Source organism: Nonomuraea sp. MG754425, assembly GCF_021699195.1.
GTDB lineage: Bacteria > Actinomycetota > Actinomycetes > Streptosporangiales > Streptosporangiaceae > Nonomuraea.
The window spans coordinates 1-24,658 of sequence record NZ_SSXE01000178.1; the positions used below are offsets into that span (position 1 = coordinate 1).

Annotated in this window: 30 protein-coding genes; 9 read left to right on the forward strand and 21 right to left on the reverse strand. The window is 69.2% G+C overall.

The genetic code is table 11. The features are described 5' to 3' along the window. Positions 1–294: 294 nt before the first annotated feature. The 17 genes from FAF44_RS41535 to FAF44_RS41615 form a co-directional block, all read right to left on the reverse strand. Complete coding sequence (locus FAF44_RS41535) at positions 295–2,208, reverse strand: ABC transporter ATP-binding protein (RefSeq protein WP_237108890.1); 1,914 nt, start codon at positions 2,206–2,208, stop codon at positions 295–297. Beyond that, positions 2,209–3,222: an MvdC/MvdD family ATP grasp protein gene (locus FAF44_RS41540; RefSeq protein ID WP_237108891.1), complete on the reverse strand. Its 1,014-nt coding sequence runs from the start codon at positions 3,220–3,222 to the stop codon at positions 2,209–2,211. It abuts the gene before it with no gap. A gap of 3 nt (positions 3,223–3,225) precedes the next feature. Continuing rightward, positions 3,226–3,531 carry a hypothetical protein gene (locus tag FAF44_RS41545; RefSeq protein WP_237108892.1) on the reverse strand — a complete coding sequence of 102 codons (306 nt, stop codon included), beginning with the start codon at positions 3,529–3,531 and terminating at the stop codon, positions 3,226–3,228. A gap of 27 nt (positions 3,532–3,558) precedes the next feature. Beyond that, positions 3,559–3,801: a hypothetical protein gene (locus tag FAF44_RS41550; protein WP_237108893.1), complete on the reverse strand. Its 243-nt coding sequence runs from the start codon at positions 3,799–3,801 to the stop codon at positions 3,559–3,561. 338 nt (positions 3,802–4,139) lie between these two features. Further along, positions 4,140–4,835 carry a GntR family transcriptional regulator gene (locus FAF44_RS56100; protein ID WP_237108894.1) on the reverse strand — a complete coding sequence of 232 codons (696 nt, stop codon included), beginning with the start codon at positions 4,833–4,835 and terminating at the stop codon, positions 4,140–4,142. Beyond that, positions 4,832–5,641: an ABC transporter permease gene (locus FAF44_RS41560; protein ID WP_237108895.1), complete on the reverse strand. Its 810-nt coding sequence runs from the start codon at positions 5,639–5,641 to the stop codon at positions 4,832–4,834. The genes FAF44_RS56100 and FAF44_RS41560 overlap by 4 nt, the downstream gene beginning before the upstream one ends. Further along, the gene (locus FAF44_RS41565; protein ID WP_237108896.1) at positions 5,638–6,408 is read right to left on the reverse strand and encodes an ABC transporter ATP-binding protein; all 771 of its coding nucleotides are present in this window, start codon (positions 6,406–6,408) and stop codon (positions 5,638–5,640) included. The genes FAF44_RS41560 and FAF44_RS41565 overlap by 4 nt, the downstream gene beginning before the upstream one ends. Positions 6,409–6,417: 9 nt before the next feature. Continuing rightward, positions 6,418–7,434: an ABC transporter substrate-binding protein gene (locus tag FAF44_RS41570; protein WP_237108897.1), complete on the reverse strand. Its 1,017-nt coding sequence runs from the start codon at positions 7,432–7,434 to the stop codon at positions 6,418–6,420. After that, the gene (locus tag FAF44_RS41575) at positions 7,431–8,411 is read right to left on the reverse strand and encodes an amidohydrolase family protein (RefSeq protein ID WP_237108898.1); all 981 of its coding nucleotides are present in this window, start codon (positions 8,409–8,411) and stop codon (positions 7,431–7,433) included. The genes FAF44_RS41570 and FAF44_RS41575 overlap by 4 nt, the downstream gene beginning before the upstream one ends. Before the next feature lie 22 nt (positions 8,412–8,433). Beyond that, positions 8,434–9,312, reverse strand: coding sequence for a fumarylacetoacetate hydrolase family protein (locus FAF44_RS41580; protein WP_237108899.1), 879 nt, complete (start codon positions 9,310–9,312; stop codon positions 8,434–8,436). After that, positions 9,309–9,704, reverse strand: coding sequence for a RidA family protein (locus tag FAF44_RS41585; protein WP_237108900.1), 396 nt, complete (start codon positions 9,702–9,704; stop codon positions 9,309–9,311). The genes FAF44_RS41580 and FAF44_RS41585 overlap by 4 nt, the downstream gene beginning before the upstream one ends. A 14-nt stretch (positions 9,705–9,718) precedes the next feature. Then, entirely contained in the window at positions 9,719–10,207 is a 489-nt protein-coding gene (locus FAF44_RS41590; RefSeq protein WP_237108901.1) for a cupin domain-containing protein, read from the reverse strand. Further along, positions 10,200–10,544 carry a hypothetical protein gene (locus tag FAF44_RS41595; protein ID WP_237108902.1) on the reverse strand — a complete coding sequence of 115 codons (345 nt, stop codon included), beginning with the start codon at positions 10,542–10,544 and terminating at the stop codon, positions 10,200–10,202. The genes FAF44_RS41590 and FAF44_RS41595 overlap by 8 nt, the downstream gene beginning before the upstream one ends. Beyond that, on the reverse strand, positions 10,541–12,142 hold the full coding sequence (locus FAF44_RS41600; RefSeq protein ID WP_237108903.1) for an FAD-dependent monooxygenase: 1,602 nt from the start codon (positions 12,140–12,142) through the stop codon (positions 10,541–10,543). Before FAF44_RS41600 ends, FAF44_RS41595 begins: the two co-directional genes overlap by 4 nt. Positions 12,143–12,149: 7 nt before the next feature. Beyond that, complete coding sequence (locus tag FAF44_RS41605; RefSeq protein ID WP_237108904.1) at positions 12,150–12,887, reverse strand: SDR family NAD(P)-dependent oxidoreductase; 738 nt, start codon at positions 12,885–12,887, stop codon at positions 12,150–12,152. 55 nt (positions 12,888–12,942) lie between these two features. Next, positions 12,943–14,001, reverse strand: coding sequence for an Ldh family oxidoreductase (locus FAF44_RS41610; RefSeq protein ID WP_237108905.1), 1,059 nt, complete (start codon positions 13,999–14,001; stop codon positions 12,943–12,945). A 667-nt stretch (positions 14,002–14,668) separates the two neighbouring features. Next, positions 14,669–15,304: a TetR/AcrR family transcriptional regulator C-terminal domain-containing protein gene (locus FAF44_RS41615; RefSeq protein WP_237108906.1), complete on the reverse strand. Its 636-nt coding sequence runs from the start codon at positions 15,302–15,304 to the stop codon at positions 14,669–14,671. Positions 15,305–15,373: 69 nt separating this feature from the next. On the opposite strand from FAF44_RS41615, the gene FAF44_RS41620 reads away from it, so the two are divergent. Together FAF44_RS41620 and FAF44_RS41625 are read left to right on the forward strand one after the other, a co-directional pair. Next, positions 15,374–16,333 carry a zinc-binding alcohol dehydrogenase family protein gene (locus tag FAF44_RS41620; protein WP_237108907.1) on the forward strand — a complete coding sequence of 320 codons (960 nt, stop codon included), beginning with the start codon at positions 15,374–15,376 and terminating at the stop codon, positions 16,331–16,333. Between the two features lie 35 nt (positions 16,334–16,368). Further along, positions 16,369–17,559 carry an FAD-dependent monooxygenase gene (locus FAF44_RS41625; protein ID WP_237108908.1) on the forward strand — a complete coding sequence of 397 codons (1,191 nt, stop codon included), beginning with the start codon at positions 16,369–16,371 and terminating at the stop codon, positions 17,557–17,559. A gap of 550 nt (positions 17,560–18,109) precedes the next feature. On the opposite strand, the gene FAF44_RS41630 is transcribed toward FAF44_RS41625, so the two are convergent. Further along, positions 18,110–18,253 carry a hypothetical protein gene (locus FAF44_RS41630; RefSeq protein WP_237108909.1) on the reverse strand — a complete coding sequence of 48 codons (144 nt, stop codon included), beginning with the start codon at positions 18,251–18,253 and terminating at the stop codon, positions 18,110–18,112. A 222-nt stretch (positions 18,254–18,475) separates the two neighbouring features. Further along, positions 18,476–18,904: a MarR family winged helix-turn-helix transcriptional regulator gene (locus tag FAF44_RS41635; RefSeq protein WP_237108910.1), complete on the reverse strand. Its 429-nt coding sequence runs from the start codon at positions 18,902–18,904 to the stop codon at positions 18,476–18,478. 248 nt (positions 18,905–19,152) lie between these two features. On the opposite strand from FAF44_RS41635, the gene FAF44_RS41640 reads away from it, so the two are divergent. From FAF44_RS41640 to FAF44_RS41665, 6 genes are all read left to right on the forward strand, one after another. Next, on the forward strand, positions 19,153–19,368 hold the full coding sequence (locus FAF44_RS41640) for a hypothetical protein (protein ID WP_237108911.1): 216 nt from the start codon (positions 19,153–19,155) through the stop codon (positions 19,366–19,368). Between the two features lie 78 nt (positions 19,369–19,446). After that, on the forward strand, positions 19,447–20,022 hold the full coding sequence (locus FAF44_RS41645) for an NADPH-dependent FMN reductase (RefSeq protein ID WP_237108912.1): 576 nt from the start codon (positions 19,447–19,449) through the stop codon (positions 20,020–20,022). Between the two features lie 29 nt (positions 20,023–20,051). Then, a complete protein-coding gene (locus FAF44_RS41650; RefSeq protein ID WP_237108913.1) occupies positions 20,052–20,804 on the forward strand; it encodes an SDR family NAD(P)-dependent oxidoreductase in 753 nt (250 codons plus the stop codon). A gap of 75 nt (positions 20,805–20,879) precedes the next feature. Further along, positions 20,880–21,272 (forward strand): nuclear transport factor 2 family protein, encoded by a 393-nt coding sequence (locus tag FAF44_RS41655; protein ID WP_237108914.1) that lies wholly within the window; start codon positions 20,880–20,882, stop codon positions 21,270–21,272. 122 nt (positions 21,273–21,394) lie between these two features. Continuing rightward, positions 21,395–22,315, forward strand: coding sequence for an SDR family oxidoreductase (locus tag FAF44_RS41660; RefSeq protein ID WP_237108915.1), 921 nt, complete (start codon positions 21,395–21,397; stop codon positions 22,313–22,315). Between the two features lie 328 nt (positions 22,316–22,643). Then, positions 22,644–23,186, forward strand: a complete 543-nt coding sequence (locus FAF44_RS41665) for a hypothetical protein (protein ID WP_237108916.1) — start codon at positions 22,644–22,646, stop codon at positions 23,184–23,186. Between the two features lie 77 nt (positions 23,187–23,263). Here the strand turns inward: FAF44_RS41665 and FAF44_RS41670 are convergent, their stop codons facing one another. Next, entirely contained in the window at positions 23,264–23,479 is a 216-nt protein-coding gene (locus FAF44_RS41670; protein ID WP_237108917.1) for a heavy-metal-associated domain-containing protein, read from the reverse strand. Next, the gene (locus FAF44_RS41675) at positions 23,476–23,916 is read right to left on the reverse strand and encodes a nuclear transport factor 2 family protein (protein WP_237108918.1); all 441 of its coding nucleotides are present in this window, start codon (positions 23,914–23,916) and stop codon (positions 23,476–23,478) included. Before FAF44_RS41675 ends, FAF44_RS41670 begins: the two co-directional genes overlap by 4 nt. A gap of 81 nt (positions 23,917–23,997) precedes the next feature. Here FAF44_RS41675 and FAF44_RS41680 point away from each other — a divergent pair, with 81 nt between their 5' ends. After that, positions 23,998–24,612 carry a TetR/AcrR family transcriptional regulator gene (locus FAF44_RS41680; RefSeq protein WP_237108919.1) on the forward strand — a complete coding sequence of 205 codons (615 nt, stop codon included), beginning with the start codon at positions 23,998–24,000 and terminating at the stop codon, positions 24,610–24,612. The last annotated feature ends 46 nt before the right edge of the window (positions 24,613–24,658 follow it).

Consider the following 24,658-nt stretch of genomic DNA (forward strand, 5'->3'; position numbering starts at 1 on the left):
GCCGTCGGCCGCCCGGCGGCGCCCGGTAGCTCCTGTCCCGGCGGTGAACGCGCGAACGCCGCGACCGGGAAGTCCGGCCACGGCGTTCGGGTGGCTTCGGTCAGGACAGGCGGAGCAGGAGTCTGGCCAGGCGACAGGACATCGGCAAGCACTCCCGTACCGGCTCACCGGCCGACGCGAGGCCGGAGCAACCCGAACAGCGTGCTGAGGGCGATCTCCGCCTCGCCGCGCGCCGGCGCCGCGCCGCCCCTGGCCGAAGCCCTGGTGCACCGCGTCCGAGCGGCGCACCCGACATCACCCCGAGTCCCGAGGCTGAGGATCAAGGTAGCCGGCGGCCTGGAGGGTGAAAAGCTCGGCGTAGCGCCCTCCCGCGGACATCAGCTGGTCGTGCGTGCCGTGCTCAGCCACCCGGCCGCCATCGAGTACGTAGATGTGGTCGGCCATCCGTACGGTGGCGAAGCGGTGAGAGATGAGCAGCACCGTGCGCCCGGCCAACAGGGTGCGCAGTCGCTCGAAGAGCAGGTGTTCGGCCCGAGCGTCGAGGGTGGCGGTGGGCTCGTCCAGAATGATGAACGGGGCCTCCCGGAAGAAGGCGCGCGCCAGGGCGACACGCTGCCACTGCCCGCCGGAAAGGTCGATGCCGCCGACGAATTCGGGTCCCAGCAGCGACTCATATCCCTGGGGCAGCGCGGCAAGGAGGTCGTGGGCACCGGCTGCCCTGGCCGCCTGCGTCACGGCGGCACGATCGCCGGCCCTCTCCCAGCGGCCCATCCCGACGTTGTCAGCGGCCGAGAGCAGGTAGCGCTGGAAGTCCTGGAACAGCACCGTGATCGAATGACGCAGCCGATCCGGATCGGCTGCGGTCACATCGACGTCGTCGTACAGGATCCGCCCGGCTTGCGGCCGATAGAGGTGCGACAGCAGTTTTGCCAAGGTGGTCTTTCCCGAGCCGTTCTCACCGACCAGGGCGACGACCTGGCCGGCGCCGATCTCCATGCTGACATTCCGCAGCACCGGGTGCCGGCCCGACGGGTAGCGGAAAGTCAGGTTCTCGACCCTGAGCCGCCGGAAGCCGACCGGCTCCGGACGTGCCTGCAGGGACGGCGGTGACGTCGGGGCCTGCGGGGCCTTCCCGAGTTGCGGAGGCTTCGGCGGTGATGATCCGGGAGCCAGCGCGACAAATCCCTGCAGATCCTGTACGAACGGAGCCGCCTCAAAGAGCTGATCGGTGCCTGCGGCGGCGGTACGCAGCCGTACGCCGAGCAACAGGACCGCCGTGGCGGCGGCACCGGCGTCGGCGACGGTCATCCCACCGGTCACGGCCATTGCCAGCACCAGGCCCAGAACCGATCCCAGCGCGACGCCGCTGGTGAGGCGGGCCAGAATGGTGATCCGCAGCCGCCGCCGCGCGGTCACCCTGATCTCGGCCAGGCGCTCGTCGGTGCGCCGCTCCCACCGTGCTCGCAGGTAGCCGGCCAGGCCGAAGGCGCGGACCTCCTTCGCGGCCCGGCGGGTGGTCAGGACGTCGAGCAGGTAGCTGCGTTCGCGTTCGGCGGGCGTAAGCCGAAACAGCGCGTCGAAGAGCACCCGTCCGCTCCTGAGACCCGCGAACCACAGCGGCACCCCTGCCAGGAGGGTGGCCGGGACCAGCAGGGGCTCGATGGCGGCCAGGGCGAGCGCGATCCCCATGGTGCTCATGACCGCGCTGGTCAGCGCGCCGAGCCCCTGGGTGAGCTGGTGCGGGCGGATCCGGGCGCTCATCGAGGCGCGTTCCAGCCGGTTGTGAAACTCGGGGCGCTCGAACTGCTCCAGCTCGATGGTGCAGGCGACGTCCAGGACGCGTCCCAGGGCGTAGCGGTTCAGTTGCTCGCTGAGGACGTCGTCGCGGGAGGTCGCCACGGCGGTGGCGAGGCCGATGACGCCGAGCAGGCCGAGGATCAGCGCGCCCTGTAGCACCATCCCGGCCAGTGACGATCCGGCTTCCGCCGCCAGGAGCCTGTCCAGCAGGTCACGGCCACCGAGGATGGGCAACACCAGGCCGAGTCCGCCAACCGCCTGCAGCGCTGTGATCAGGAGGAACTCACGGCGGGCCGCGGCAAAGGTGAGCTTGAGCGCGCCGACCAGGAGCCCGGGGAGCCGCCGCATTTCGATCTGCGGCGGCTCGGTGAACTCGGCCGCGGTGACCGGCGAGAGCGCGGGATCGCTCATTCAGTAGCCGACCTGTTTCACCTCGCCGCGCTGGAAAGGCCCTCCCTCCATCAGGAGATCGGATATACAGTCGCTCATCGGCAATCCCAGGTCATTCTGCATCCACATGAACTGGCCGGTGGGGTTGGCCTCCAGGAAGACGTACTCACCATCCGGTGTGACGATGAAATCCAGCGCGCCATAGACGACCCCGAGTCCGTCCAACAATTCCTGTGTCTGCTTGACGATCTGCTCGGGAAGCGGCCGATAGTCGCCGTAGTACATTTGATCCTGCGAGGCCCGCCAGTCGACCTGGGTCGTCTCATGGCGCTGCGAGTCGATCGTCACGGGGAAATAGGTGTTCCCGATGACGGTGAGCCGCACCTCGTACGCCTTTTCGATGTATTCCTGGAACTGGCACATCGTGTGACGCACCCGGCCCAGGTGCTCTTGGATCTCATCACCGACCACGGTGGTGAGCAATCCGGACGGAAAGGCGCCGGGATAGTGGATCACACCTCCGCTCAGGGACTTGTAGACCAGTTTCCCTTCGTCGCCTTTCAGCACCCTGGCGACCTCGTCCGGGTCGTTGGTCAGCAGTGTCCGGGGAACCCGCATTCCGAACTTCTTCGCCATCGCGAGCTGGTACGGCTTGAGATCGGCGACCGCGTCGACATCGGGACGGTTGATCCACAGGCAGTCGGTCGCGCGGAGGATCCCGCCGATGCCGTGCAGCGCCTCGTAGCGGGCGAACTGCCGCTCAGACTCCCCCATCTCGTCACCGAACTCGAACGCGGTGGGCCGGCGGTACCAGACGCCGGACATCGCGCTGAGGTCGAGTTCGGAGTCGCGGTGTCTGAGCACCTGCCGCCCGCCCTCGAAGTCGGAGCTGGTGAAGCTGAGCTTCTGTGGAAAGTAGCTGGTGTCGACTCGGACGACCCTTGCCCCTTTTGACTTCAGGCTCCGGACGACCGGGTCGACGGTGGGATCGAAGTCCTGCGTGAGTATCAGGACCTCAGGTGATCGTGCGGCCATGTCTCAGGCGCAGATGTCGTCGAGGGTCTTGTCGAACGGCGGGCTGTAATACGTCTGGGTGTACGAGCTGTATCCGGCCGTGATGTCCCCCTCGGGGGCAACCCAAGTCTGGGATTCGGGATCGTAGTAACCGGCCTGGGGGTCAGGGCCGTCGACGAAGGCCGGATTCCACGGCTCGGCGTAGGCGTAGGCGAACGGCCGCTCGTCGCCCTCAGGTCCCGGGATCAATGACGGGTCGAAGTTGGCATGGTCCGGCGACAGGAAGGGACGGCTGGTACGGAGCGGGGGCGGCGTGATGACGTTGGACATGAGCTACCTTTTCGTTTCTCGTACCGACTACGGGGATTTCGTTCCTGATGTGGTTGGTTCGGTGATCCCAGTGAGCCCTGACACCTCGCCGGAGAAGGACCAGACCAGATGGGTCGCGTCGTAATGGCCGGCAGCCAGCCTCAGTTCGTTTTCCGGCTCGAATTCGGAGCCGATTTCGTACAGATACGCGAGCGGTGCCGCAGGGCTCACCTTGCAGCGCGCACGGGACCGCGTCGGCTTGGCAGGGACGACGAGATAGCCGCCGTGCAACTCTGGACGGTCGAACCGTAGAAACGTCGGCCAGCGATACGCTTCAGCTCCGCGTCGGATCGCGCCTCCCGAAGATCACTGATCTTTCCTGAGAGAAGATGACACGGATATGTATGCCTGTCAATGCCCATCAGGTCTTCCGGGTGGGTGGTCGTGTGATGTGGCTCCGCCGCTGCTGTGGGGCAGGGTGAGACCGTTGGTGACGGCCTCTTGGTCCCGGCGGATTCCGCGGGCGAAGGTGCGGAGGGCGGGAAGGTCGCGCCCCGCCCCGCGCACACCTCGGACAGGCCGTCACCATGGCATGGAGGTGCTGCCTCCATGCCATGGATGCTCGCCGCTCAGTGGGCCATGCCGGCGAGGATGCGCGTCATGGCCCCTTCGAGATGGCCGCGCAGCGCGGCGATGGCGCGCTCGGGCTCCCTCGCCACACACGCGTCGAGGATCGCCTGGTGCTCCAGGTGGCTGAGCCGCCGCCGCTCGGCGTCGGGCGTTGAGGCGAAGCGGTACCTCTCGCTGTTCTGCCACACCGGCTCGATCGCCCTGGGCAGCCAACGCGACCCGGAGGCGTGGTAGATCGCGAAGTGGAACTCGGTGTGCGCGTGCCTGGCCCGCTCCACGTCGCCCCTCTCCAGCAGTTCCTCGTGCTGGGCCAGCGCCGTCGCGGCCCGGGCCGCGACGTCCGCGTCCATGGCCAGCGCCGCCCGCCCCACGGCGAGCGACTCCAAGTCGATGCGGACCTCATAGGTGTCGCGCAGGTCGGCCTCGCTGAGCTCGCGGACCTTCGCCCCCTTGTGCGGGATGATCTCCACGAGCCCCAGCGCCTCAAGGCGGCGCAGCGCGTCGCGCACCGGCATGGGGCTCATGTCGAGGTGCGCCGCGAGGTCGGTCAGCCGGAGCGGCGACCCGGCCGGCAGCTCGCCGGCCAGGATCATCCGGTGCAGCTCGGCCGCCGCCGACTCCCCGAGGGTACGGCTGGCGGTGGAGTTGTCCGGGGAGAGCTCGAAGTACCCGCCCCGGGTGGGAGAGGTGCTCACCGGTTCTCCTCCGCCCACGGGAGAACCAGATTCTCCAGGGCGCTCAGCCCGTAGAACAGCACGATGCTGATGATGCCGAGCAGCACCATCGAGGCGAACGCGAGGGGCGTGTCCGCACTGGCGCCGGACTGGACGATCACGAAGCCGAGGCCGGCGTCGGCGCCGACGAACTCCGCGATGACCGCACCGATGACCGCCAGCGAGATCGCTGTCTTGAGACCCACCATCACCTGCGGAAGCGCGTAGGGGAAACGGACCTTGAAGAACGCCTGCATCCGGCTCGCGCCGTAGGACCTGACCAGTTCGGCCAGTTCCGCGGGGGTGGACTTCAGGCCCGTGGCCGTCGAGATCACAATGGGGAAGAAGCATAGCAGGAAGACCATCACGATTTTCGGCATCTGCCCGAAACCCATCCACACCACCAGGATGGGAGCGATCGCGATCTTCGGCACCGCGTTCACCGCCAGCAGCAGCGGATAGATCATCTTCTCCAGCAGCCGTGAGCCCGCGATCAGCATCGCGATGGGGACGCCGATGACGGCCGCGAGGAGGAAGCCCTCGACCGTCTCCAGCAGCGTCACCCAGGTCTGCGCCATCAGGTAGCCGGCCTGGCCGATGAAGGCGTCGACGACGTCCACCGGCGAGGGCACCAGGAACTTCTCGATGGAGAAGACGACGGTCGCCGCCCACCACAGGGCGATCACGGCGACCAGGCCGAGCAGCGGCAGGCCCCAGTCGGTCAGCCGGTCCTTCAGGCTGGGGCCCTGTCGCGGCCCGCGCCGCCTTCCTAGGGTCTCCGAGGTCATGCCGCACCTCCGGCGGGGGCGGGGACGAGCAGCTCATGCAGTTCGGCGCTGACCTCGGTGACGCGGTCGGCGTGCGCGTTGTGCCCGAGCGTGCGCGGCCGGGGGATGTCCACTTCGACGATCTTCCGCAGGCGTCCGGGACGCGGGCTGAGCACCACGACCCGATCGGCGAGCAGCACCGCCTCCTCGATGGAGTGGGTGACGAACACAATGGTCGTCTCCTGCTCCATCTTGATGCGCTGCAGCTCCACGGAGAGCTCTTCCCTGGTCAGCGCGTCGAGCGCGGAGAAGGGCTCGTCCATGAGCAGCACTTTGGGGTTCTGGATCAGTGAACGGCACAGCGACACGCGCTGCTGCATGCCGCCGGACAGCTCCCGCGGCAGCCGCTTCTCGAAGCCGGCGAGGCCGACGAGCTCGATCAGCTCGTGCGCCCGTTCGCGGTGCACCGCCTTGTCCAGGCGAAGGATCTCCACCGGCAGCATCACGTTGTCCAGCACGGTGCGCCAGGGCAGCAGCGCCGCGCGCTGGAACATGAAGCTGACGTCCTGCCGGGGCTTGGTCACGGGCTCGCCCGCGACCGTGATCGTCCCTGACGTGGGCTTCAGCAGGCCCGCGATCATGCGCAGCATGGTCGACTTACCGCACCCGGAACGGCCCACCAGCGTCACGAACTCGTTGCCGTCGACCTCGAGGTTGATGTCGTCAAGGGCGTGCACCTCGCCCTGGCGTCCGGAGAAGACCTGCGAGACGTGCCTGAGCTCGATCATGCGCCCCTCCTATCCCTGCGGGGTGACGGCGAAGTCGACGACCTGCTCGGGCGTGAGCCCGGCCGTGATCGCGCCGGCGTCGACGAGGATCTTGATGTTGGCCTCGACCCGGGCCCGGTCGACGGCGCCGACCGTTTCGCCCTCGGGCTTGACGTACGGGGCCATCGCGGTGACCTCGGCAGCGGCGACGGTCGCGTCCTGGGTCGGCTGGTACTTCTTGAGGATCTCGCCGGTCTCCTCGGGGTGGGCGATGGAGTAGTCCAGGCCCTTCATGAGCGCGGCGGTGAACTTCTTGGCCAGCTCCGGCTTGTCCTGGACAAGCTTGCTGGAGGCCAGCAGCGCGTTGCCGTACAGGTCGGGCAACTTCTCGCCGTACGGGAGGATGGTGGTCTTCTTGCCCTGGGCCGCCTTCTCGATCAGCGGCTGGCCGACCACGAACTGGCCGATGGCGTCGACCTTGCCACCGGCCAGCAGTTGCGGCAGCGCGGGCGGGGCGGACGGCACGAACTTGACCTTGGCGGCGTCGATGCCGGCGGCCTTGGCGTACACCGGGAAGATCACCTGGTTGGTGGAGCCGGGCTGGTCGCCGACCGTCCTGCCCTCCAGGTCCTTCGGCTGGGTGATGCCCTTGCCCTCCAGTGACATGATGGCCGCCAGCGACTTCTGGTGGATCATGCCGACCGTGGTGACCGGCAGCTTCTCCTTGGCCACCGTGACCAGCGTGCTGGTGAAGTCACCCGCGCCGAAGTCGGCGCGGCCGCTCGCCAGCAGCTTCATCACATCGACGGTGCCGCTGCCCGGCTTGATGGACACCTCGAGCCCGGCCTCCTTGAAGAGGCCCTTCTCCTGCGCGACGTAGACGTAGGCGTCGCGGCCGAAGGTGTTGAACGAGGTGAGGTAGTTGACCTGCTCGATGGCCGCGTCGCCGTCAGACGGGCCTGAGGTGCCCCCGCCACCGCCGCATGCGGCGGTCATGAGCACGAGGGCGGCCGCGCCGGCTAGGCCGGAGAACCTGGTGACCTTCATGAGACTTCTCCCTCTTGTGTAGCCGTCTCGGAGAACCCGAGGAGGGCTCTGGCGTTCTCCTCGCCGACCTGCCGCACGAGGTTGGCGTCGCGGTGGGAGAGCAGGGCGACCGGGTCGTCGCTGCCCATGGGGAACGGCCAGTCGCTGCCGAGGACCATGCGGTCCGCGCCGAACACGCTGATCGCGAGATCGACGACATCGGGATCGTGGGCGAGGCAATCGGTGTAGAACTCCCGGATCGCCTCGCGCATGGGCACCCGTACGGGCGGAACGCCGGGGCGGGCGCTCTCCACACCCCGCTGCCACCGCCCGAGTACGGCCGGCACGAGCCCGCCGCAGTGCACGAGCAGGAAGCGGAGGCCCGGATGCCGGGTGACGACCTCGCCGAACAGCAACTGGGCCACGGCGATGGACGTCTCGTACGGATTGCCCAGCAGGTTGGCCAGGTAGAACTCGGCCAGCCGGGAGTCCGGGCTGCTGCCCGGGTGGAGCATGAGCGGCCTGCCGTCGGCGGCCAGCCGCTCCCAGAGGGGTTCGAGCGCCGGGTCGGCCAGGCTGACCGACCTGCCGCCCGCCGCGGCGGCGAAGGCGGCCCATCCGTCCTCGGCCAGCACGCGGTCGAGCTCGGCCAGCGCGAGCACCGGGTGTTCGAGCGGGAGGTAGGCCATCGGCAGGAGCCGTGGCCTGCCCTCGACCCTGCGGCGGGTGCCGTCGTTCAGAGCGCGCGACCAGCGGGCCGCATCGGCCCCGTCCAAGTGCTGGCGGAAGAAGGGCGGCGGCGGGGAGACGGCGGCGGCCTCGAGACCGCGCTCGTCGAGCCACGCCTCCAGCGCCTCCGGCTGGTTCAGGCTGGGCGGCCCGCCGTGCGAGCCGTCCACGGCGATGCGACCGCCGTCGAGGGTGACTCCGGGCAGCCCGTCGATCTCGGCCGCGCCCATGGCGGGTGCGAGATGGGTGTGCAGGTCGATGCCGGCCACGGGCGTGACCTCCTTAAGTGGATCAGGTGAGGGACGTACGGACCATGCGGTTGCGCAGCTCGCCGAGACCTTCGACGCGGGTGACGAGTTCGTCTCCGTCCGCCAGGAAGATCTGCGGCTCGCGGGCGTTGCCGATGCCGCTGGGCGTGCCGGTCAGCACCACGTCCCCGGCGCGCAGCGTCATGCCCCAGCTCAGCTCGGCGATGATCTGCGCGAAGGTGAACGCGGTCTGCCCGGTGCTCGCCTGCTGCAGCCGCCGGCCGTTCAGGTCGAAGGTGATCGCCAGGTTGTGCGGGTCGGCGATCTCGTCCGGCGTGGTCAGCCAGGGGCCGAGCGGCATCGTCCGGTCGATGCTCTTGCCCTTGAGCCACTGGCCGCCGTGCGCCCGCTGCAGGTCGCGCTGCGAGACGTCGTTGGCGACCAGGTAGCCGGCGACGTGCTCCAGCGCCCGGTCCTCGGGGATGGAGCGGCCGTCGCGCCCGATGACCAGGGCGACCTCGGCCTCGTAGTCCCACTTGGCGGAGATGTCGGGGTCCCAGGCGATGTCGTCACGCGGGCCGATGACGGTGTCCGGGCCCTTGGTGAAGAACGTCGGGTGCTGCGGGCGCTCCTTCGGGTCCTGGCCTTCGCGCTTGCCCTTCGACTCCTCGAAGTGGTCCCAGTAGTTCCACCCGGTGCACAGCACGTCGCGGTTGAAGCGGCGCAGCGGCGCGAGCAGGTCGAGCGAGCCGAGCGGGTGACGCGCCGCGTCCTTGCCGGCCCTCAGGACGGCGGCCATCGCCTCCGGGTCGCGCACGGCGTCGTCCGGCGTGGGCGCCGAGGCGGCGAGGATCGCCGCCTCCTCACCGTCGACCAGCGCGGTGCGGATCTCGCGGTTCAGACGGACGGATGCCAGCCTCATGCGAGCACCGCGATCGCGTTGATCTCGATGAGGTAGTCCTTGTTCACGAACTTGGAGACCTCGACCATCGTCGAAGCGGGCGCGACACCGGTGAAGTACTGCCGCCTGACCTCGTGGACGGCGTTGAAGTCCTCCATGTTGCGCACGTAGACGTCCACGCGGGCGATGTCGTCGAGCGTGCCGCCCGCCGCTTCGACGGCCGCCTTGAGGTTCTGGCAGACCTGGTGCGTCTGGGAGGTGATGTCACCGACGCCGGTCACGCCGCCTTCCTTGTTGCGCGCCGTCATCCCGGAGATGAAGACGAACCTGCCGGTCGCCTCGACCTGGGTCGCCTGGGCGAAGTGGCCGTTGGGCACGGCCAGCTCGGGACTGCGGATTTCCTGCTTGGGCATGAGGGTCCTGCTTTCTAGCGGGCGTCGTCTTCGCTGCTGTACCAGTCGGGCTGCGTGGGGTAGTGCGGGCCGTCGTAGACCTCCAGCAGCACCGTGTCCGCGTCGGCGTGCGTGGGCCCGTGCAGACTGCCCTTGGGGTTCCAGTAGAAGGAGCCCTGGGTGAGGGTCAGCCCGGTCGGCACGTAGGTGTAGCGTCCCTGCAGGCAGAACATGAACTGGTTGGAGGCGTGCGAGTGCCGCGACGGGATGCCCGAGCCCTTCTTGAAGCGCACGAGGGCGATCGAGGCGCCGGTCTCGTCGTTGCGCCAGAGCATCTTGTGCGAGAGGCCGTCGAGGGTCTTGTCCACCCAGTCCAGATCACCGGTGTGCAGCAGGATCTCCCTGAAGCGGCCCATGGCCTCGCCGTCCGGCCCGGCGACCTCCTGCTCGCGCGAGCGGTCCGGGGCCGCACCGCTGTAGCGCGCGGGCTCCGAGAGGTTGTGCTCCCGCTCGTGGTCAGACACGGTTCTCCCCCGGGAACTTGAGCTCGATCAGCCGGCAGTGGTAGTTCGTGGAGCCGTGGTTGGTGAGCATGTGGATCTCGCCGGGCTCGCGGTAGACCACGCCGCCGACGGCCTCATGCACCAGGCGCGGGTCGCCGCCCGCGAGCGAGTCGATGCGGTTGTCGGCCGCCTCCAGCGCGATGACCATGTACGGGTTCTCGTGGTGGTGCCACGGCTGGTTGGCGCCCGGCTCCAGCTCGATCGACCAGACGCGCACCTGCTCGTTCTCGAAGACGATCTTCTGGCCGACTGGGCCGAGTTCAACCGGCCGGCCGTCCGGCCCGATCGCAGTGCTCATGCTTCCTCCTCGAAGCGGATCGGAGCGCGTCCGGTGATGCGCTCGTAGACGGCCGCGGCGACGTCGTCGTCCGAGGCCGGGTCGTAGGACCGGATCGCCGCCACGTGACCGTCCGGCCTGAGCAGCACGAGGGTGTCGCCTTCGACGCCGAAGCGGCGCCGTACGCGCTCGCCGGGGTCGAACAGGGCACGGTCGCGCAGGCCAGAGTCGTGCGGCGCGTCCCAGCGGGAGACCGCGTAGCGGCGCAGCGCCGGGCTGTCCTGCGCCGGCACGCACGGGCGGCGGCGCGTGTCGGTGAAGTAGAGCGCCACGAACGCGTCGGCGGCGAGTTCGTGCAGGTAGACCTGCCCGTCGGGGCCGAACAGCGGCAGGTCGGGGGCGCGGTCTCCGGGGCGTACGGGCAGCGGGTGCGAGCCGGTCTTGACCATCGACCAGTCGCCGATGCCGTCGACGTCCAGGCTGACGCCCAGCATGCCGCGGGTGAAGGCGTTGCCCCAGCCGCCGTCGGTCATGGCCTCGACGGCCTCGCCCTGCCGGCTCATGTACGAGCGGGCCGCCTCGGCCATCTGGCCCGAGCCCTTGATCGCGACCGGCGCCTGCTCGACCTCGTAGCCGTTGAGCAGGCTCTCGTCGGCCCAGCCGCGCAGCACCCAGGCCAGGCGCCAGGGCAGGTTGGAGGCGTCGAGCACGCCGGTGTTGAGGCCGAGCGCCCACATCGGGGTGATGAGGTGGGCGGCGTCGCCCACCAGGAAGATCCGGCCGTCCCGCCACTGCTTGGCCACTCTCTGGTGGACGGTGTAGACGTTGGTGCCGATGACCTCGATGTCCTCGACCTCGCCGATGAAGCGGGCGGCCTTGTCGCGCAGCTCCTCATGCGTGGGCTCGCTCGCGCCCTTCGGCAGCGGGTAGAGGAAGCGCCAGCAGTGCGGGAGCCGGACCAGGATCATCCACTCCGACGGGTCGGAGAAGTAGGCCAGGTAGGGGTAGTCGCGCGGGTTGGCGATGTCGAGGTCGGCCCTGAGGTCGACGAGCATGTACCGCTCGTCCAGGGTGTGGCCCTCGACCGTGATGCCGAGTCGCTCGCGGACCATGGACCGGCCGCCGTCGGCGGCCAGCAGGTAGCGGGCCTTGACCTGACGGTCGCCCTCCGGGGTGGCGAAGGTGAGTTCGACGTGGTCGTCGAGCTGCTCGAAGCCGGTCAGCCGGTGCGACATGTGCAGGGCGCCCTGCTCGCGGGACTCGAAGCTCTCCTTGAGCACCGGCTCCAGGTGGTGCTGCGGGATGTTGATGACGAAGGGGAAGCGCGTGTCCTCGGTCAGCTCACCGGTGCGCACGCTCAGCGTGGGTTCGTTGGTGACGCGGTCGATCTCGCCGATCTCGTCGATGCGCAGGGAGGCGCGCAGCACCTCAGGCAGCGTGCCGTACCTGTGCAGCACCTCGAGCGTGCGGGTCAGGACGGTACCGGCCTTGGTGTCCAGGGACAGGCGGTCGTCCTCTTCGAACACCGACACCGGCACGCCGTGGTGGGCGAGGCCGAGGGCGGTGATCAGGCCGACGGGCCCTGCGCCCACGACCGCGACGGGAAGGATCTCGGTCACTTGGGGTTCACTCCTTCGGGTAGGCGCGGTCGCGGCTGAGCTGCGAGCCCGTCATGGTCGCGGCGTCGGACAGAAGGAAGAGCAGCGGGCCGACGACGTCCTCGGGAGTGCCGATGCCGGTCGTGCGCGCCCAGTGCTCCCGCTCGCCTCCTGTGGGGTTGGCCGCCTGGAACTGCGGAGTGTCGACGACGCCGGGAGCCAGCACGTTGACCCTGACGCGGTGGTCGGCCACCTCGGCGGCGAGCGACTTGGCGAAGGAGATCAGCGCGCCCTTGCTGGCGGCGTACGCGGCGGCCTCGGCCCGCCCCATGTGCGCGAGCCCGGAGGTGAAGACCACGATCGAGCCCGTACGGCGGGCGGTCATGCCGGGCAGTACGGCCTGGCAGGCCCACACGACGCCGTCCAGGTTCACCGCGAGGACCCGGCGCCACTCCTCGCCCGGCATGTCGGCGACCTTGGTGCGGGGCTGGATCGCGGCCCCGGCCACCAAGCCGTCGATGTGCCCGTGCCTGGCGACGACCAGTTCGACCGCGGCGAACACGGCCTCACGGTCGGATACGTCGACCGTGACCTGCTCGATGCCGGGGGCGCCGTCGAGGTCGGCGGAGTGCTCGACGTCGAAGACGACCGCCTTGCCGCCGGCGGCGCCGACCGCGCGGGCGAGAGCCGCGCCGATGCCGTTGGCGCCCCCGGTGACGACGACGACCTGCCCGGCCGCGTCGAAGCTCGTCCTGATGCTGCTCACAGCGCCTCCTCCGGCCGTTCCGCGACCGAGGTGCCGGCTCGGATGCTTCGCTCGCTCACAACGTCACCCCGACCTCGGAGGCGGTACGGCGCAGCGCGTCCAGCACGCTGGCCTCGATCTGCACGCCGTCTTTCACGGCGGCCGCGCGGCGCTCGGCCTCGATCTGGCCGGGCAGGTAGAGCCGCTCGACGCCCGGTGCCATGGGCGAACCGGTGACCTCGACGGCGAGCCGGGCGATGCGCTCGGCGAACCCGGCCGGGTCGCCGAAGGCGGCGACGTCCAGGGCCAGGAAGAAGTGGGCGCAGTCGTTCGGCACCGAGACATCCGCGTACAGACCTCGCACGCTCTGGCCGAAGGCTCCCCCGGACAGCACGCCGGTCAGCACATCGATGATGAGCGCCAGGCCGAAGCCCTTGTGGCCGGCGGCCGGCAGCAGCATGCCGGCGATGGCGGCCCGCGGGTCCGTGGTGGGCTTGCCCTCGGCGTCGGAGGCCCAGGTCGGCGGGATCTCGCGGCCCTCGGCGGCGGCCAGGCGGATCTTGCCGAGCGCGGCCTCCGACAGCGCCATGTCCAGCACGACCGGCGGGCGGCCGGACAGCGGGACGCCGACGGCCAACGGGTTGTTGCCGACGACCGGCTTGGCCCCGCCGACGGCGGGCATCAGCGGCCGGGTGTTGGCGGCCGCGATACCGATGCAGCCCTGCGCCGCGGCGGACTCGACGTAGCGGAAAGCCCCGCCGAAGTGGAAGGCGCCGCGCACGGTCACCGCGCCGATGCCGTACGCCTTGGCCTTGACGATCGCCATGGCCATGGCCTGGTCCCCGGTGAGCTGGCCGAGGGCGTCGCCCGCGTCCAGGACCGCGATCGCGCCGAGGTCGACGAGCACATCGGCCTGTTCCTTGCGGCTGACCGAGCCGGCGCGGACCCGGTCGACGTACATCGGGACGAGCATGACGCCGTGCGAGGTGACGCCGCGCAGGTCCGCTTCGACCAGGGAGTCGGCCACGGTCCGTGCGGCCGTCTCGCTGAAGCCGACGGCCTGGAACACCGCGCCGACCGCTTCTCTCAGCCAGTCGGCGGACACGCGTCCGCCCTGGGCAGCCAAGCCAATCACCCGATTTCCCCCAAACAGCTCATCTTGGAAGAAGATACTCGGATATCTCATATCAAATGTCAACTATCAACTCTGCTCGGAACGGAACAGGTCGAACGCCTCGGCAACCGACTGCCTCACCCCTGGAAGCAGAGAAGATGATCACCAGATGGATCAGGTCGCGGACCTTGATGCCGAGGGCCACCGCGACGAGGCAGCGATCGACGCCGCCGTGAACGCGGCCATCGACATCTTCCGTAAGACCATCAAGGAGCTTTCATCACCGCTTCACCGGCGATCGCCTTCCCGGCGGTCGACCGACCGGCGAGATGACCAGGCGGCGGCTCTGCCGAACCTCGCCGACCTCATCGAGATCGCGCCACCTGAGTCGCGCGGGAGGGTAGGGCCGGGAGCCGGCGCGATAGTGATCATGGTTGACGGTAGGGCCCAGGGCCTGTCTTCCGCCGGTTTCCCGGTCGGCTGTGCTCTCCCTGGTGTCCGTGGTCAGGTCACGCCGTTTCCAGCTCCCGCCGCATCGAACTGTGCGTGCGGGACCGGTGCGCGAGTTCCCGGATCCGGTCGCGGGGACGGGAGTCGTGGGTGCTGCGTTGCCTGCCCCGGAGTTGATCAGGCGCGAGCTGGACGTCCCGCGCCTCATCGCCGACGGTCTGGCGACCTGGCCGGGCCGTCAGTGCAACTGAGCCGCGAGTCCGTCGAGAACGACGCCGAGCTGCCGTTCGAACCTCCGGTCCCCGTCGTCGCGGAGATGCCCGGCCGCCTTGACCAGATCGGCGCCGTCACCCAGCCACGCATCGCGCTCGGCGAGCGAGTACCGGGCCGGGTCGGCGCCGGCAGACTGGCTGCGCTCCTGTTCCTCGATGACGAAACCGACCACGAACGCGGTGACCAGGTCGATGGTGTCGTCCGCCTCAGTGAGGGTGAACCCGGCCGCGGTCAAGCGCCCGAGCCAGGGCTCCTTCGCCTTCACCACTGCGGGGTCGGAGATGCGTGTACCGCTGAAGATGCGCGCCCCGTCCCGGTAGAGCAAGAACTCCGAGCGCAGCACGCGGGCGTAGGCGGTTACGCCGGCACCCCAGTCATCGCCGGGAGGGATGTCCGAGAGAGCGTCGGTGACGCGGCGCATGACGAAGGTGCTCATCTCGTCGAGCAGTTCCTGCTTGTTGCGGACGTGCCAGTAAAGCGCCGGCGCCCCCACGTCGAGCCGCGAAGCCAGCGCACGGACGGTCAGAGCATCGATGCCCTTCTCATTGAGAAGCTCGAATGCAGCCGCCACGATCCGCTCCCGCGTGATGCCCTTCCCCACGCTTGACACCTTAACAAAGTTCAGGCACGGTGGGTGCCAGTCCAATTGAACTTAGTTCAGGAGCCTCTCGTGCGTGCTGCAGTCATCAACACCCCGGACGCGACACCCGTCTGGGCGGACTTCCCGGACCCGCAACAGCAGCCGAACCAAGCCCCGCTGAAGCTCGTGGGCGCGGGCCTGCACCACGTCGTGCGTGCGCTGGCCTCCGCCCGCCACTACGGCAGCGACCAGGCATATCCCCTCGTGCCGGGCCTCGACGCCGTGGCCCGGACCGACGACGGGCGACTGGTCTACACGGGACTCCCCCAGTCGCCGTGGGGAACGATGGCCGAATGGCTGGTCACCCCGTTCGAGGTGGAGTTGCCTGCCGGAGCCGATCCGCTCGCGGTCGCCGCCGGCATGAACCCCGCCACGTCGGGCTGGATGCCGCTGATCACCCACCGCAAGGAGATGGGCGAGCTCGACACCGTGCTGGTGCTCGGGGCGACCGGAACCTCGGGCAGCCTGGCGGTGCGGGCGGCGCTGTCCCTCGGCGCACAACGTGTCATCGCGGCCGGGCGCGACCGCCAAGCGCTGGCACGGCTGCACGACCTCGGCGCCGTCACCATTCCCCTCTCAGTCTCCGGACCCGACGCCTGGGCGACCGACCTCAGCGCGGCCGTCGCTGCGGCGCAGCCCACGCTCGTGCTCGACTTCGTGTGGGGCCCCGTCGCCGAGGCCACCTTCGCCGCACTGGGCGGAGCCGGCACAGACGACGACAGCGCAATGATCGACTACGTCCAGATCGGCTCGCTCGCCGGAACCGACGCGGTGCTGCCCGCGGCGCTGCTGCGCAGCCGGCGGATCCGGATCAGCGGGAGTGGCACGGGCTCGGTCTCGAAGGCGCGGATGATCGCTGAGCTTCCCGGGATCATCGCCCGGTTCGCCGACGGCACCTTCGACGCGCCGTACACCGTTTACCCGCTCAGCCGCATCGGCGAGGCCTGGGCGCATCAAGGGCGCACCCGGGCCGTCGTCGTCCCGGACTGACCCTGCCCGACCCGAGGAGAACGGAGAACAACATCATGCACAAACGCGCATTGGTCGTCGGGCTGGGGATCGCGGGCATGTCCGCGGCGATCGGGCTCCGGCAGGCCGGATGGACGCCCATCATCGTCGAACGGGCCCCGGAGCGCCGGAAGGGCGGCTACTTCGTCGGCCTGATGACGGAAGGCAGGCAGGCGGCCATCGACCTCGGTATCGCCGGCCACCTGCACACCCGCAATCCCCCCGACGGCGGGAAGGCGTGGTCACTGACCCGGCGCGGAAACCGTGAGCCGGGCGTGGGGTTCCTGCACCAGCCGGGCGACCCCGCGGCGGTCGTCCGCGGAGACATCGAAGCAGCGCTCTGGCAAGGCACCCGCGGGGACAGGACGAGCGAGCCCATCGACGTCCGGTTCGCCACGAAACCCGTCGAGATCGACGACACCGGCACCGGCGTGCGGGTACTACTCGAAGACGCCGGCACCGGCACGCAGTACCACGAAGGCTTCGACCTGGTCGTCGGCGCCGACGGACTGCGATCGCACGTGCGCCGCACGGTCTTCGGCCCGCACGAGGACCACATGACCAAGTGGGACGCCATGATCTGCGCGTTCCAGCTCCAAGAACAGGTGCCGTCCTTCGCCCCGGCGGACAGCATCATCAGCGCCCGCGCGGGCCGTGCGGTGTGGGTCTTCGGGTTCGCCGACCGACCCCCGACCGCCCTGTTGACCTACCGCACCGAGGACATCGAAGGACAGTTCACCGGATCCAGGCTCGAGCGACTGCGCACCGTCTTCTCCGAGATGGACGACCCCGTGGTGCGGCACGCACTGGACTCCTTGGAACAGACACCGGAGTTCCTGTTCGACTCGGTGCACCAGGTGAAGATGCCCCGGTGGAGCCGAGGAAAGGTCGTTCTCGTGGGCGATGCGGCGTGGTGCCTGAATCTCTACTCGGGAATGGGAGCCACCTCCGCTCTCCGAGGTGGCGCCGAGCTCGGCCGGGCATTGAGGGAGAACCCGGACGGCCTCGACGCCGCACTGGCCGCCTGGGAGTCGCGGCTGCGCCCGTTCATCAGGAAGCACCAGCGCCTCGCCCGGGTGAAGCAGCAGATGTTCGTGCCGTCGAGCCGTCCCGCCGAAGGCCTTCGCTCGGCGGTTCTGCGCCTCGCGTGCACAGCGCGAGACCGCAGGCTGGCGAAGGCCCGTGCCGTGAAAGGCAGCACATCGTGACTGTGACCGTTTGCCAAGGAGCCGTGGGAACAGCGGACGACGTCCGGCCGCGCAAGGCCATGACTCGGCGCTCCTCCTCGGAGAGTACGATCTCGACAGCCCGTGGACCTTGATGCGCATCGTCCCCGGGGCCGGGTTCGACCCGTGGCCCCCCAACCAGGGGTCGACTGTTGGGGGCCGCTTGCTCTGCCGCGCTCTGGCCCAGGCCGATGTCGGCCACCAGAAAGGGGGTGCGCTCGCCCAGCCGCCCTCCCCCACGAACCCGGGCCGGGTGGCGCTGACCGGTCCGACCGCCGCACAGGATGTCACGGTGAGGACCCGTTGACACCGTTCGGCATCACGTTCCCGCTCACCCCGCAGCGGCTGCCGGCATGACGACAGCCGTGATCAAGAACCAGACGCGCTACCGGCTGGTGTCCCGGCAACTTTCAGCGGTGATGGCCGAGGATTTCGGCGCCATGGTGGCACCTGTGGCTCCCCGGAAAGGCCCTCTGGCCGGCAGAGCCGCGCCGTGCCGGCCAACCACCATGGCGTTCTTGCGTCGAGCCGGTCACATGCCCAACGCGAGGAAGGCGCAGCGGAGCGCGTATTTGTCGAGGTAGTCACCCGGGCGGGTCATGGAGTGAGGGTAGACGTAGAGGTCGCCACGGCGGGCGCGGTGCAGCAGGTCGAGCTGCGCGGCCGGAAGGTTCACTCCTGCCCCCTTCCTTCACATTGTCAGAGCGAGGGACGTGTGTCCCCTGCTGCGCGGCGGTCAGGCGCTGCTCGAGGCCGCGTTCCCGGCTCCGGCACTCCTGCAGTTTGGTCTGGGCCACGGCCAGCGCGGGCACCGCCTCGGCGAGTTCGCGCTGGACCGTCGGGAGCTGCGTGCCCGCGTCCTTGAGTTCGGCGCGGTCGCGACTTGGGCCGGAGGAGGTCAACGGCGATGCGTGGCCGTTACGGTCCGGCAGCGTGCGGTGATTCCGGCCATCGTGCTGCGGAAGTGCTCGCGGTCGTTCTCGGCGAGTGGCGTGATGAGGTGGTCGAGTTCGGCGCTGACCTCGGCGTGGAAGGCGGTCGCCGCCTGGCGGCCTTCGTCGGTCAAGGTCACCTGTAGGGCGCGCCGGTCGCCCGGGACGGGAGAGCGCTGGGCGAGCCCGCGTTTCTCGGCCCGGTTCATCAGACCGGTCAATGCCGCCTTCTCCACGTCGAAGCAGTGGGCGAGGTCGGCCATGCCTCGGGGGCCGTCGAGCAGGACGCACAGGAGCTTGGCCTGGACGGGGGTCAGGCCGTGGCGTTCGGCGACGCGGGCGTAGAGCGACTGCACCAGGGCGGTGAGGTGGACCAAGCCGGTGGCGGCATCCATCGGAGCGGCGCCTGGGCCGGCCTGCACGCCGTCGCCTGCGCAGCCGAGTCCTGTGGCTGCGATCGTTTGCCCCGATTTTGTCACGACCTTATGGTACACGACGCATATAGTTAACTCCGCATATAGTACGCTCCGTTGACAGATGTTGCCGTGTGCCCCAATCGACCGAGGAGGTCCGCACGTGGCTTTCACCGATGAAGAGATCGCCTACCTGCGCTCGCAGCGGCTGACCCGCATCGCCACCGTCGGTGCCGACGGCCGACCCGTGGACACCGCGCTACCTGCGCGTCTACGGCGAGGCCGAGCTCGTCGAACGCCAGGGCCAGTTCGGGATCGCCCCCTACATGCGCATCACCCCCACCCTGTCGTGGAGCTTCAACCTGGAGGGCCTGCCGTTCAGCCACGACCGCGAGGTCAAGGTCCAGCGCACCGTTCACGAGCCCGCATCCGAGCCCGGCGCGTAACCCCTTCGCCCCTCCGGCCGCCCGTCTCGCCAGGCCGTCCGATTCACCCTTTCTACAAGTTGTCAGGAGACATAGACCGTGACCCGCATCGGCATGATCTTGGGAAGTACCCGCCCGAACCGCGCCGGAGAGCAGGTGGCGCGCTGGGCGCTGGAGCTGGCTGCCCAGCGTGAGGACGCCGAGTTCGAGCTCGTCGACCTGCGCGACTTCCCGCTGCCGCACCTGGACGAGGCCCTCCCGCCGTCGTTCGGCCAGTACGCGGGCGAGCACACCCGCCGCTGGGCCGGGAAAGTGGCCTCCTTCGACGGCTTCGTCGTCATCACCCCGGAGTACAACCACAGCACCAGCGGCGTGCTGAAGAACGCGCTGGACTACCTGTTCGCCGAATGGAACAACAAGGCCGTCGGGTTCATCTCCTACGGCGCCCACGGCGGGGTCCGCGCCGTGGAGCACCTGCGCGTGATGGCCGGCGAGCTGATGATGGCCGATGTCCGCGCCCAGGTCGTCCTGCCGTTCGCCACCGAGTTCGAGAACTACCGGACCTTCAAGCCGGGCGACTACAACCTGCCCGCCTTCGACGCCATGCTCGGCCAGGTCATCGCCTGGAGCAACGCCCTCGCGCTGTTGCGCGCCGCCGAGCACGTCGCGGCCTGACCGGCACACACGATGGAAAGGCTCCGCTCATGACGCTCACCGGAAGCGAACTGGCCGGTCAGGACACCGTGGTCGTGGGTGGCACCGGTAACGTCGGCGTCTTCCTGGTCGACGCCTTCGTCCGTGCCGGCGCCCGGGTGCTGGTCCCCTCGCGCTCCCGCGACAAGATCGATCGTCTCCTGACGCGGCTCGGCCCGGACAAGGCCCGCCACGTCGTCGGCCTGATCGGCGACATCGGGTCCGCAGGCAGCGCCGCCGCGCTGCAGTCCCAGGTCCAGGACGAGGCCGGTACTTTGCGCGCCGTCGCGGCGGCGCCCGCCGGCTGGCACCAGACGCACTCGATGCTGCGGGCCGGGTTCGACGACTTCAAAGCTGTCATCGAAAACAGCCTGTTCCCGCACTACCTGGCCGCGCAGACCTTCCTGCCGCTGCTGGATTCCGGCGGTTCCTACACCAGCATCAACGGCCCCGTCGGATTCCTCGGCCCGCCCCAGCCCGGCATCGGGCCGATGGCCGTGGTGTCGATCGCGCAGAACAAGCTCACGCAGGCGTTCGCCGTGGAGACCGGCGGCACACCCCGGGTCAACGACGTGGTCATGATGGCGTTCATCGGCCCGAACGGCACCCGTCCGGGCTCGCATCTGTCCGGGGAGCAGGTCGGCGACTACGTCACCGCCCTGGCCTCCCCCGCAGGCGCAACCATGCACAGCCAGACACTGCACCTGCGCGACCCGCGCCAGGTGGAGGCGGCCCTGGCCGGCGACTTCACCAGCCCCGCCTGACCAGCTCCGGACACCACCGCAAAGCGACGGCCACGCCGCCTGCTGCCCAGATCACCCAGAGAGAGGACACACTCCATGAACGCCACCCACGACAGCGGCGGCACGGCCGTTGCCGACGTCTACTTCGACGCCTGGCAGACCAACCAGCCGTCCCGGCTGGCCGACGTGCTCGCCCCCGACATCCGGGTCAACGGGCCGCTCGGCCAGATCGACGGCGCCGCGCAATACCAGGCATCGCTGGGCCGCATCTTCTCCATCACCGGCGAACTCGTCTTCCACAAGCGGTGGGTCGACGGCGGCGACGTCATGACGTGGTTCGACCTGCATCCCCGCGACGGTGGCGAGCCGTTCCCCGTGGCCAGTTGGCTGCGGATCGAAGACGGCCGCATCACCCGGGTCCGGGTCACCTTCGACCTGGGCAGCCTTCTGCGGGTCGTGGACCCGCGCGAGGCGCCCACCGACCGGTAGCCCGCAGGCGAGACCACTCGCCCGCGGGCCCCGGAACGTCCGGACCCGAGCGTCCCACGGTTCCGGCGACACCGCGCATCACCCCAGCACCCCACCGCCCCCTCGGAGAGTGAGAAACACCCATGAGTACGCCCCACCCCACCGCACCCCCGGTCCTCGTCGTCGGCGCGACCGGCTCCCTCGGCGGCCAGGTCGTCGATGAGCTGCTCAGGCGCGGCAAGAACGTCCGCGCCCTGGTCCGCCCCGCCACCGACGCCGCCGCCCTGGAGAAGAAGGGCGTCGAGATCGCCCGCGGTGACATGCTCGACCTCGACTCGCTCATTGCCGCCATGACCGGCGCGGACGCCGTCATCACCACCGCCGCCGGCTACACCCGCGGCGGCAGGAACGCCCACGCCATCGACACCACCGGCAACGCCAACCTCGCCGAGGCCGCCGCCCGTGCCGGCGTCCGGCGCTTCGTCCTGACCAGCATCCTCACCAGCGACCAGACCCCCGACGTCACCCACTTCTGGCACAAGAAACTCGCCGAGGACCGGCTCGAACTGCTCGGCGTCCCGTTCGTCGCGCTGCGCCCCGGCGCCTTCCTCGACCAGATCGCCACCATGGGCGGCAACGCCCTGGCCAAGGGCCGCCTGATGTGGATGGGCAAGACCACCGTCCCGCTCACGTTCGTCCTCACCTCCGACCTCGCCGGCTACCTGGCGGCCGCGGTCGACGCCGACGTCAAACGCGGCGAACGCATCGACATCGGCTGGGACCACCCCGCCAGCGTGCAGGAGGTGGCCACCCTGCTCAGCACCCAGGCAGGCAAGACGATCAAGGTGCGGGCCATCCCGTCCGCCATCACCCGCGCCGCGGGCGTCCTGGCCGGCTCCTTCCTGCCGATGGTCAAGGACATGACCGCCATGTTCGCCTGGTTCGACAGCGGCCGCTACGTCGCCGACACCCGCCGGCAAGCGGAACTGTTCGGCCCGCCGCCCGGCGCCCAGGACGCCGTCACCCGGCTCACCGGCGAACTGCGCCACCCGCAACACCCCTGACGCACCGCGCCATCACCCGTGCCATCACCCGCGGCTTCGCCGCGCCTCAACCCCCGTTCGAGAACCCCTCATGAACCACTCCCGTACCGCCGTCAACGAAGTCATCGCCACGGAGTGACATGATCTCCTGGCGGCGGCAGCGGCTTCACAATCCTTTCTCCAGGCATGGACAGCTATCCATGATCCGCACATCACGCAGTCCGCAGGATTTCCGTACGGTGAAGATATGTTCTTCGAACCCCCGCCAGCTCGGGAAGAAGCGGCTCGCCCACCCAAATCTGGATGGCCGTCCTGGTCTGCTCCACCGGCGGAGGAGATGGGCGCAGTGATGGTCAGCGGACTGGTACTGGCCCGCACCCCGAATGTCGCCATTACTGTGCCGACGATCCAGGCATTCAGTACCGGCTGCCTGATCAACGTGGACACCGTTACCAGACGACGAACTCTGTCCCCCGACGACTTCCAGGCCCTCCAGCTAGCCGTGTTCCCCCACATGGTCACCGGGGTGAGGGCCGATCAACCATTACCGGACCAACTGCTGCGCTTCGGTGTACGCTTCGCCGACGGCACCAAGGCCACCACCGTCGGACAACGTTTGGACAGAACACAACTCCCGCAGGATCCGCCCCGGGGCCCGCAGTTGTCCCTGCTGCTCCCGGGCATGTCCATACGAAGCGGTGACGAGGACGCAGGCGTCACGACCTGGGGGCTATGGCTTTGGCCTTCACCGCCCGAGGAGAGGTTCGAACTCGCTGTGGAGTGGCCTGTCGGCGGGATCGAGCTGAGCATCGTCGAACTCGACGGCGCGGCCATCGCGGCCGCCGCTCAGCAGGCGGTCCCTTACTGGCCGGAATCCCCACAGGCTGGGTAAAGCCCTACCATCTTTGCTTGCGGAGGAGAGCCTGCTTGCGAGTCCGCGATCGTGTTCGATCCATGGGTTGAAGACTGCTACCCGTTCGCGTGGGTGAGTTCGTAGCCGGCCTCTTCGACGGCGGCGCGCACGTCCTCGGTATCGAGGCCCTCGTCGCTGGTCACCGAGACCCTGCCGGTATCGACGTCCACCGAGACTGCGGTGACGCCGGCGATGCGTTCGATCTCCTCGGTGACGAAGGCGGCGCAGTGTCCGCAGGTCATGCCGATGACGGTGTAGCTGCTCTCGGTCATGCGGATGCGTCCCTTCCGTCGGATGCGGCGGGCGCCGCCTGGTCCGGGTCGGCGGCTGGGATGGTCCGGGTGAGCATGTGCGCTTCGCGCATCCGCCCGTCGGCGGCGAATCGCCCGAAGAAGCAGACCTCGATCGCGAGGTACTTGCCACGCCGCTGAACGTGCAGGGTGTAGCGGGCGGCGATCCGGTCACCGTTTGCGATGGCCTCATGCACCTCTGTCCGGTTGCTGGGCCGGGTCTTACGTATCGGGCGGGTGTGCGCGATGAGCTTGTCGCGGTCCATCCGGTGTCCGTCGGCGACCTGGACGATGTCCGGGGCGTGGTACCGGTCGAAGATCAGCGCCGGATCCTCGTCGCTCTGCATCAGCTCCTCGTGGAAGGACATGAAGAAGTCGGCGATGAACTGCTTCGGGTCGGTGCCGGCAAGTGTGCGCATGGCTCTCCCGTTGACTGGGCGTACGATTTCTTACGCGCTGTAAGATATGCCGAGATCGACAACTTTGACAAGGTGTAAGAAATGTTCTCGTCCCCGGTCCGCAACCGTCGCGCCGATGCCCGCCGCAGCAGGGCCGCCATCCTGGACGCCGCCGTCCAGATCCTCGACGCCCAGCCCGACGCCGGGATGGAAACGATCGCCGCGACCGCCGGCGTGACCCGCCAGACCGTCTACGCCCACTTCCCCTCACGAGAGCAGTTGCTGCTAGCGGTCGCCGACCGGATCACCGAGGAGGTTGCCGCCGCCATCGACGCCACCGAACCCCAGGCCGGACCGGCCACCGACGCCCTGCTGCGCCTGCTCGACGCCAGCAATCAGACAGCTCACCGCTACCCCGCACTGCTGCAGAAAATCAGCACACTGCCGGTCAGTCCGCAAGCCGACCACGACCGGCATTCGCCTATCGCCGACCGGATCGGACAGGTGATCGAGCGCGGCCGGCAGACCGGAGAGTTCGACGACCAGCTCCCGCTCGGCTGGCTGGTCGCCGCCACCGTGAAGCTTGCCCACAGCGCAAGCGAGGAACAGCAAGCCGGCCGGATGTCCAGCCAGGAAGCCGAACACGCGCTTCGCACCAGCGTGCTGCGCATGCTCGGTGCGGCCCCCGAAGACGACGGTTCATCGCGCTCTCGGTGAGCCCCAGCGGCCTTCGACCAGGCTGAGGAGTTCCTGCGCGATCAAG

Coding starts and splice junctions, on each gene's coding strand:
- FAF44_RS41565 (WP_237108896.1), bottom strand. CDS start 6,408: ATGATCGAGCTCAGGCACGTCTCGCAGGTCTTCTCCGGACGCCAGGGC.
- FAF44_RS41665 (WP_237108916.1), top strand. CDS start 22,644: ATGGTCAGCGGACTGGTACTGGCCCGCACCCCGAATGTCGCCATTACT.
- FAF44_RS41670 (WP_237108917.1), bottom strand. CDS start 23,479: ATGACCGAGAGCAGCTACACCGTCATCGGCATGACCTGCGGACACTGC.
- FAF44_RS41680 (WP_237108919.1), top strand. CDS start 23,998: ATGTTCTCGTCCCCGGTCCGCAACCGTCGCGCCGATGCCCGCCGCAGC.
- FAF44_RS41540 (WP_237108891.1), bottom strand. CDS start 3,222: ATGGCCGCACGATCACCTGAGGTCCTGATACTCACGCAGGACTTCGAT.
- FAF44_RS41675 (WP_237108918.1), bottom strand. CDS start 23,916: ATGCGCACACTTGCCGGCACCGACCCGAAGCAGTTCATCGCCGACTTC.
- FAF44_RS41650 (WP_237108913.1), top strand. CDS start 20,052: ATGACGCTCACCGGAAGCGAACTGGCCGGTCAGGACACCGTGGTCGTG.
- FAF44_RS41595 (WP_237108902.1), bottom strand. CDS start 10,544: ATGAGCACTGCGATCGGGCCGGACGGCCGGCCGGTTGAACTCGGCCCA.
- FAF44_RS41635 (WP_237108910.1), bottom strand. CDS start 18,904: ATGGATGCCGCCACCGGCTTGGTCCACCTCACCGCCCTGGTGCAGTCG.
- FAF44_RS41660 (WP_237108915.1), top strand. CDS start 21,395: ATGAGTACGCCCCACCCCACCGCACCCCCGGTCCTCGTCGTCGGCGCG.
- FAF44_RS41580 (WP_237108899.1), bottom strand. CDS start 9,312: ATGAGGCTGGCATCCGTCCGTCTGAACCGCGAGATCCGCACCGCGCTG.
- FAF44_RS41535 (WP_237108890.1), bottom strand. CDS start 2,208: ATGAGCGATCCCGCGCTCTCGCCGGTCACCGCGGCCGAGTTCACCGAG.
- FAF44_RS41585 (WP_237108900.1), bottom strand. CDS start 9,704: ATGCCCAAGCAGGAAATCCGCAGTCCCGAGCTGGCCGTGCCCAACGGC.
- FAF44_RS41655 (WP_237108914.1), top strand. CDS start 20,880: ATGAACGCCACCCACGACAGCGGCGGCACGGCCGTTGCCGACGTCTAC.
- FAF44_RS41560 (WP_237108895.1), bottom strand. CDS start 5,641: ATGACCTCGGAGACCCTAGGAAGGCGGCGCGGGCCGCGACAGGGCCCC.
- FAF44_RS41545 (WP_237108892.1), bottom strand. CDS start 3,531: ATGTCCAACGTCATCACGCCGCCCCCGCTCCGTACCAGCCGTCCCTTC.
- FAF44_RS41570 (WP_237108897.1), bottom strand. CDS start 7,434: ATGAAGGTCACCAGGTTCTCCGGCCTAGCCGGCGCGGCCGCCCTCGTG.
- FAF44_RS41625 (WP_237108908.1), top strand. CDS start 16,369: ATGCACAAACGCGCATTGGTCGTCGGGCTGGGGATCGCGGGCATGTCC.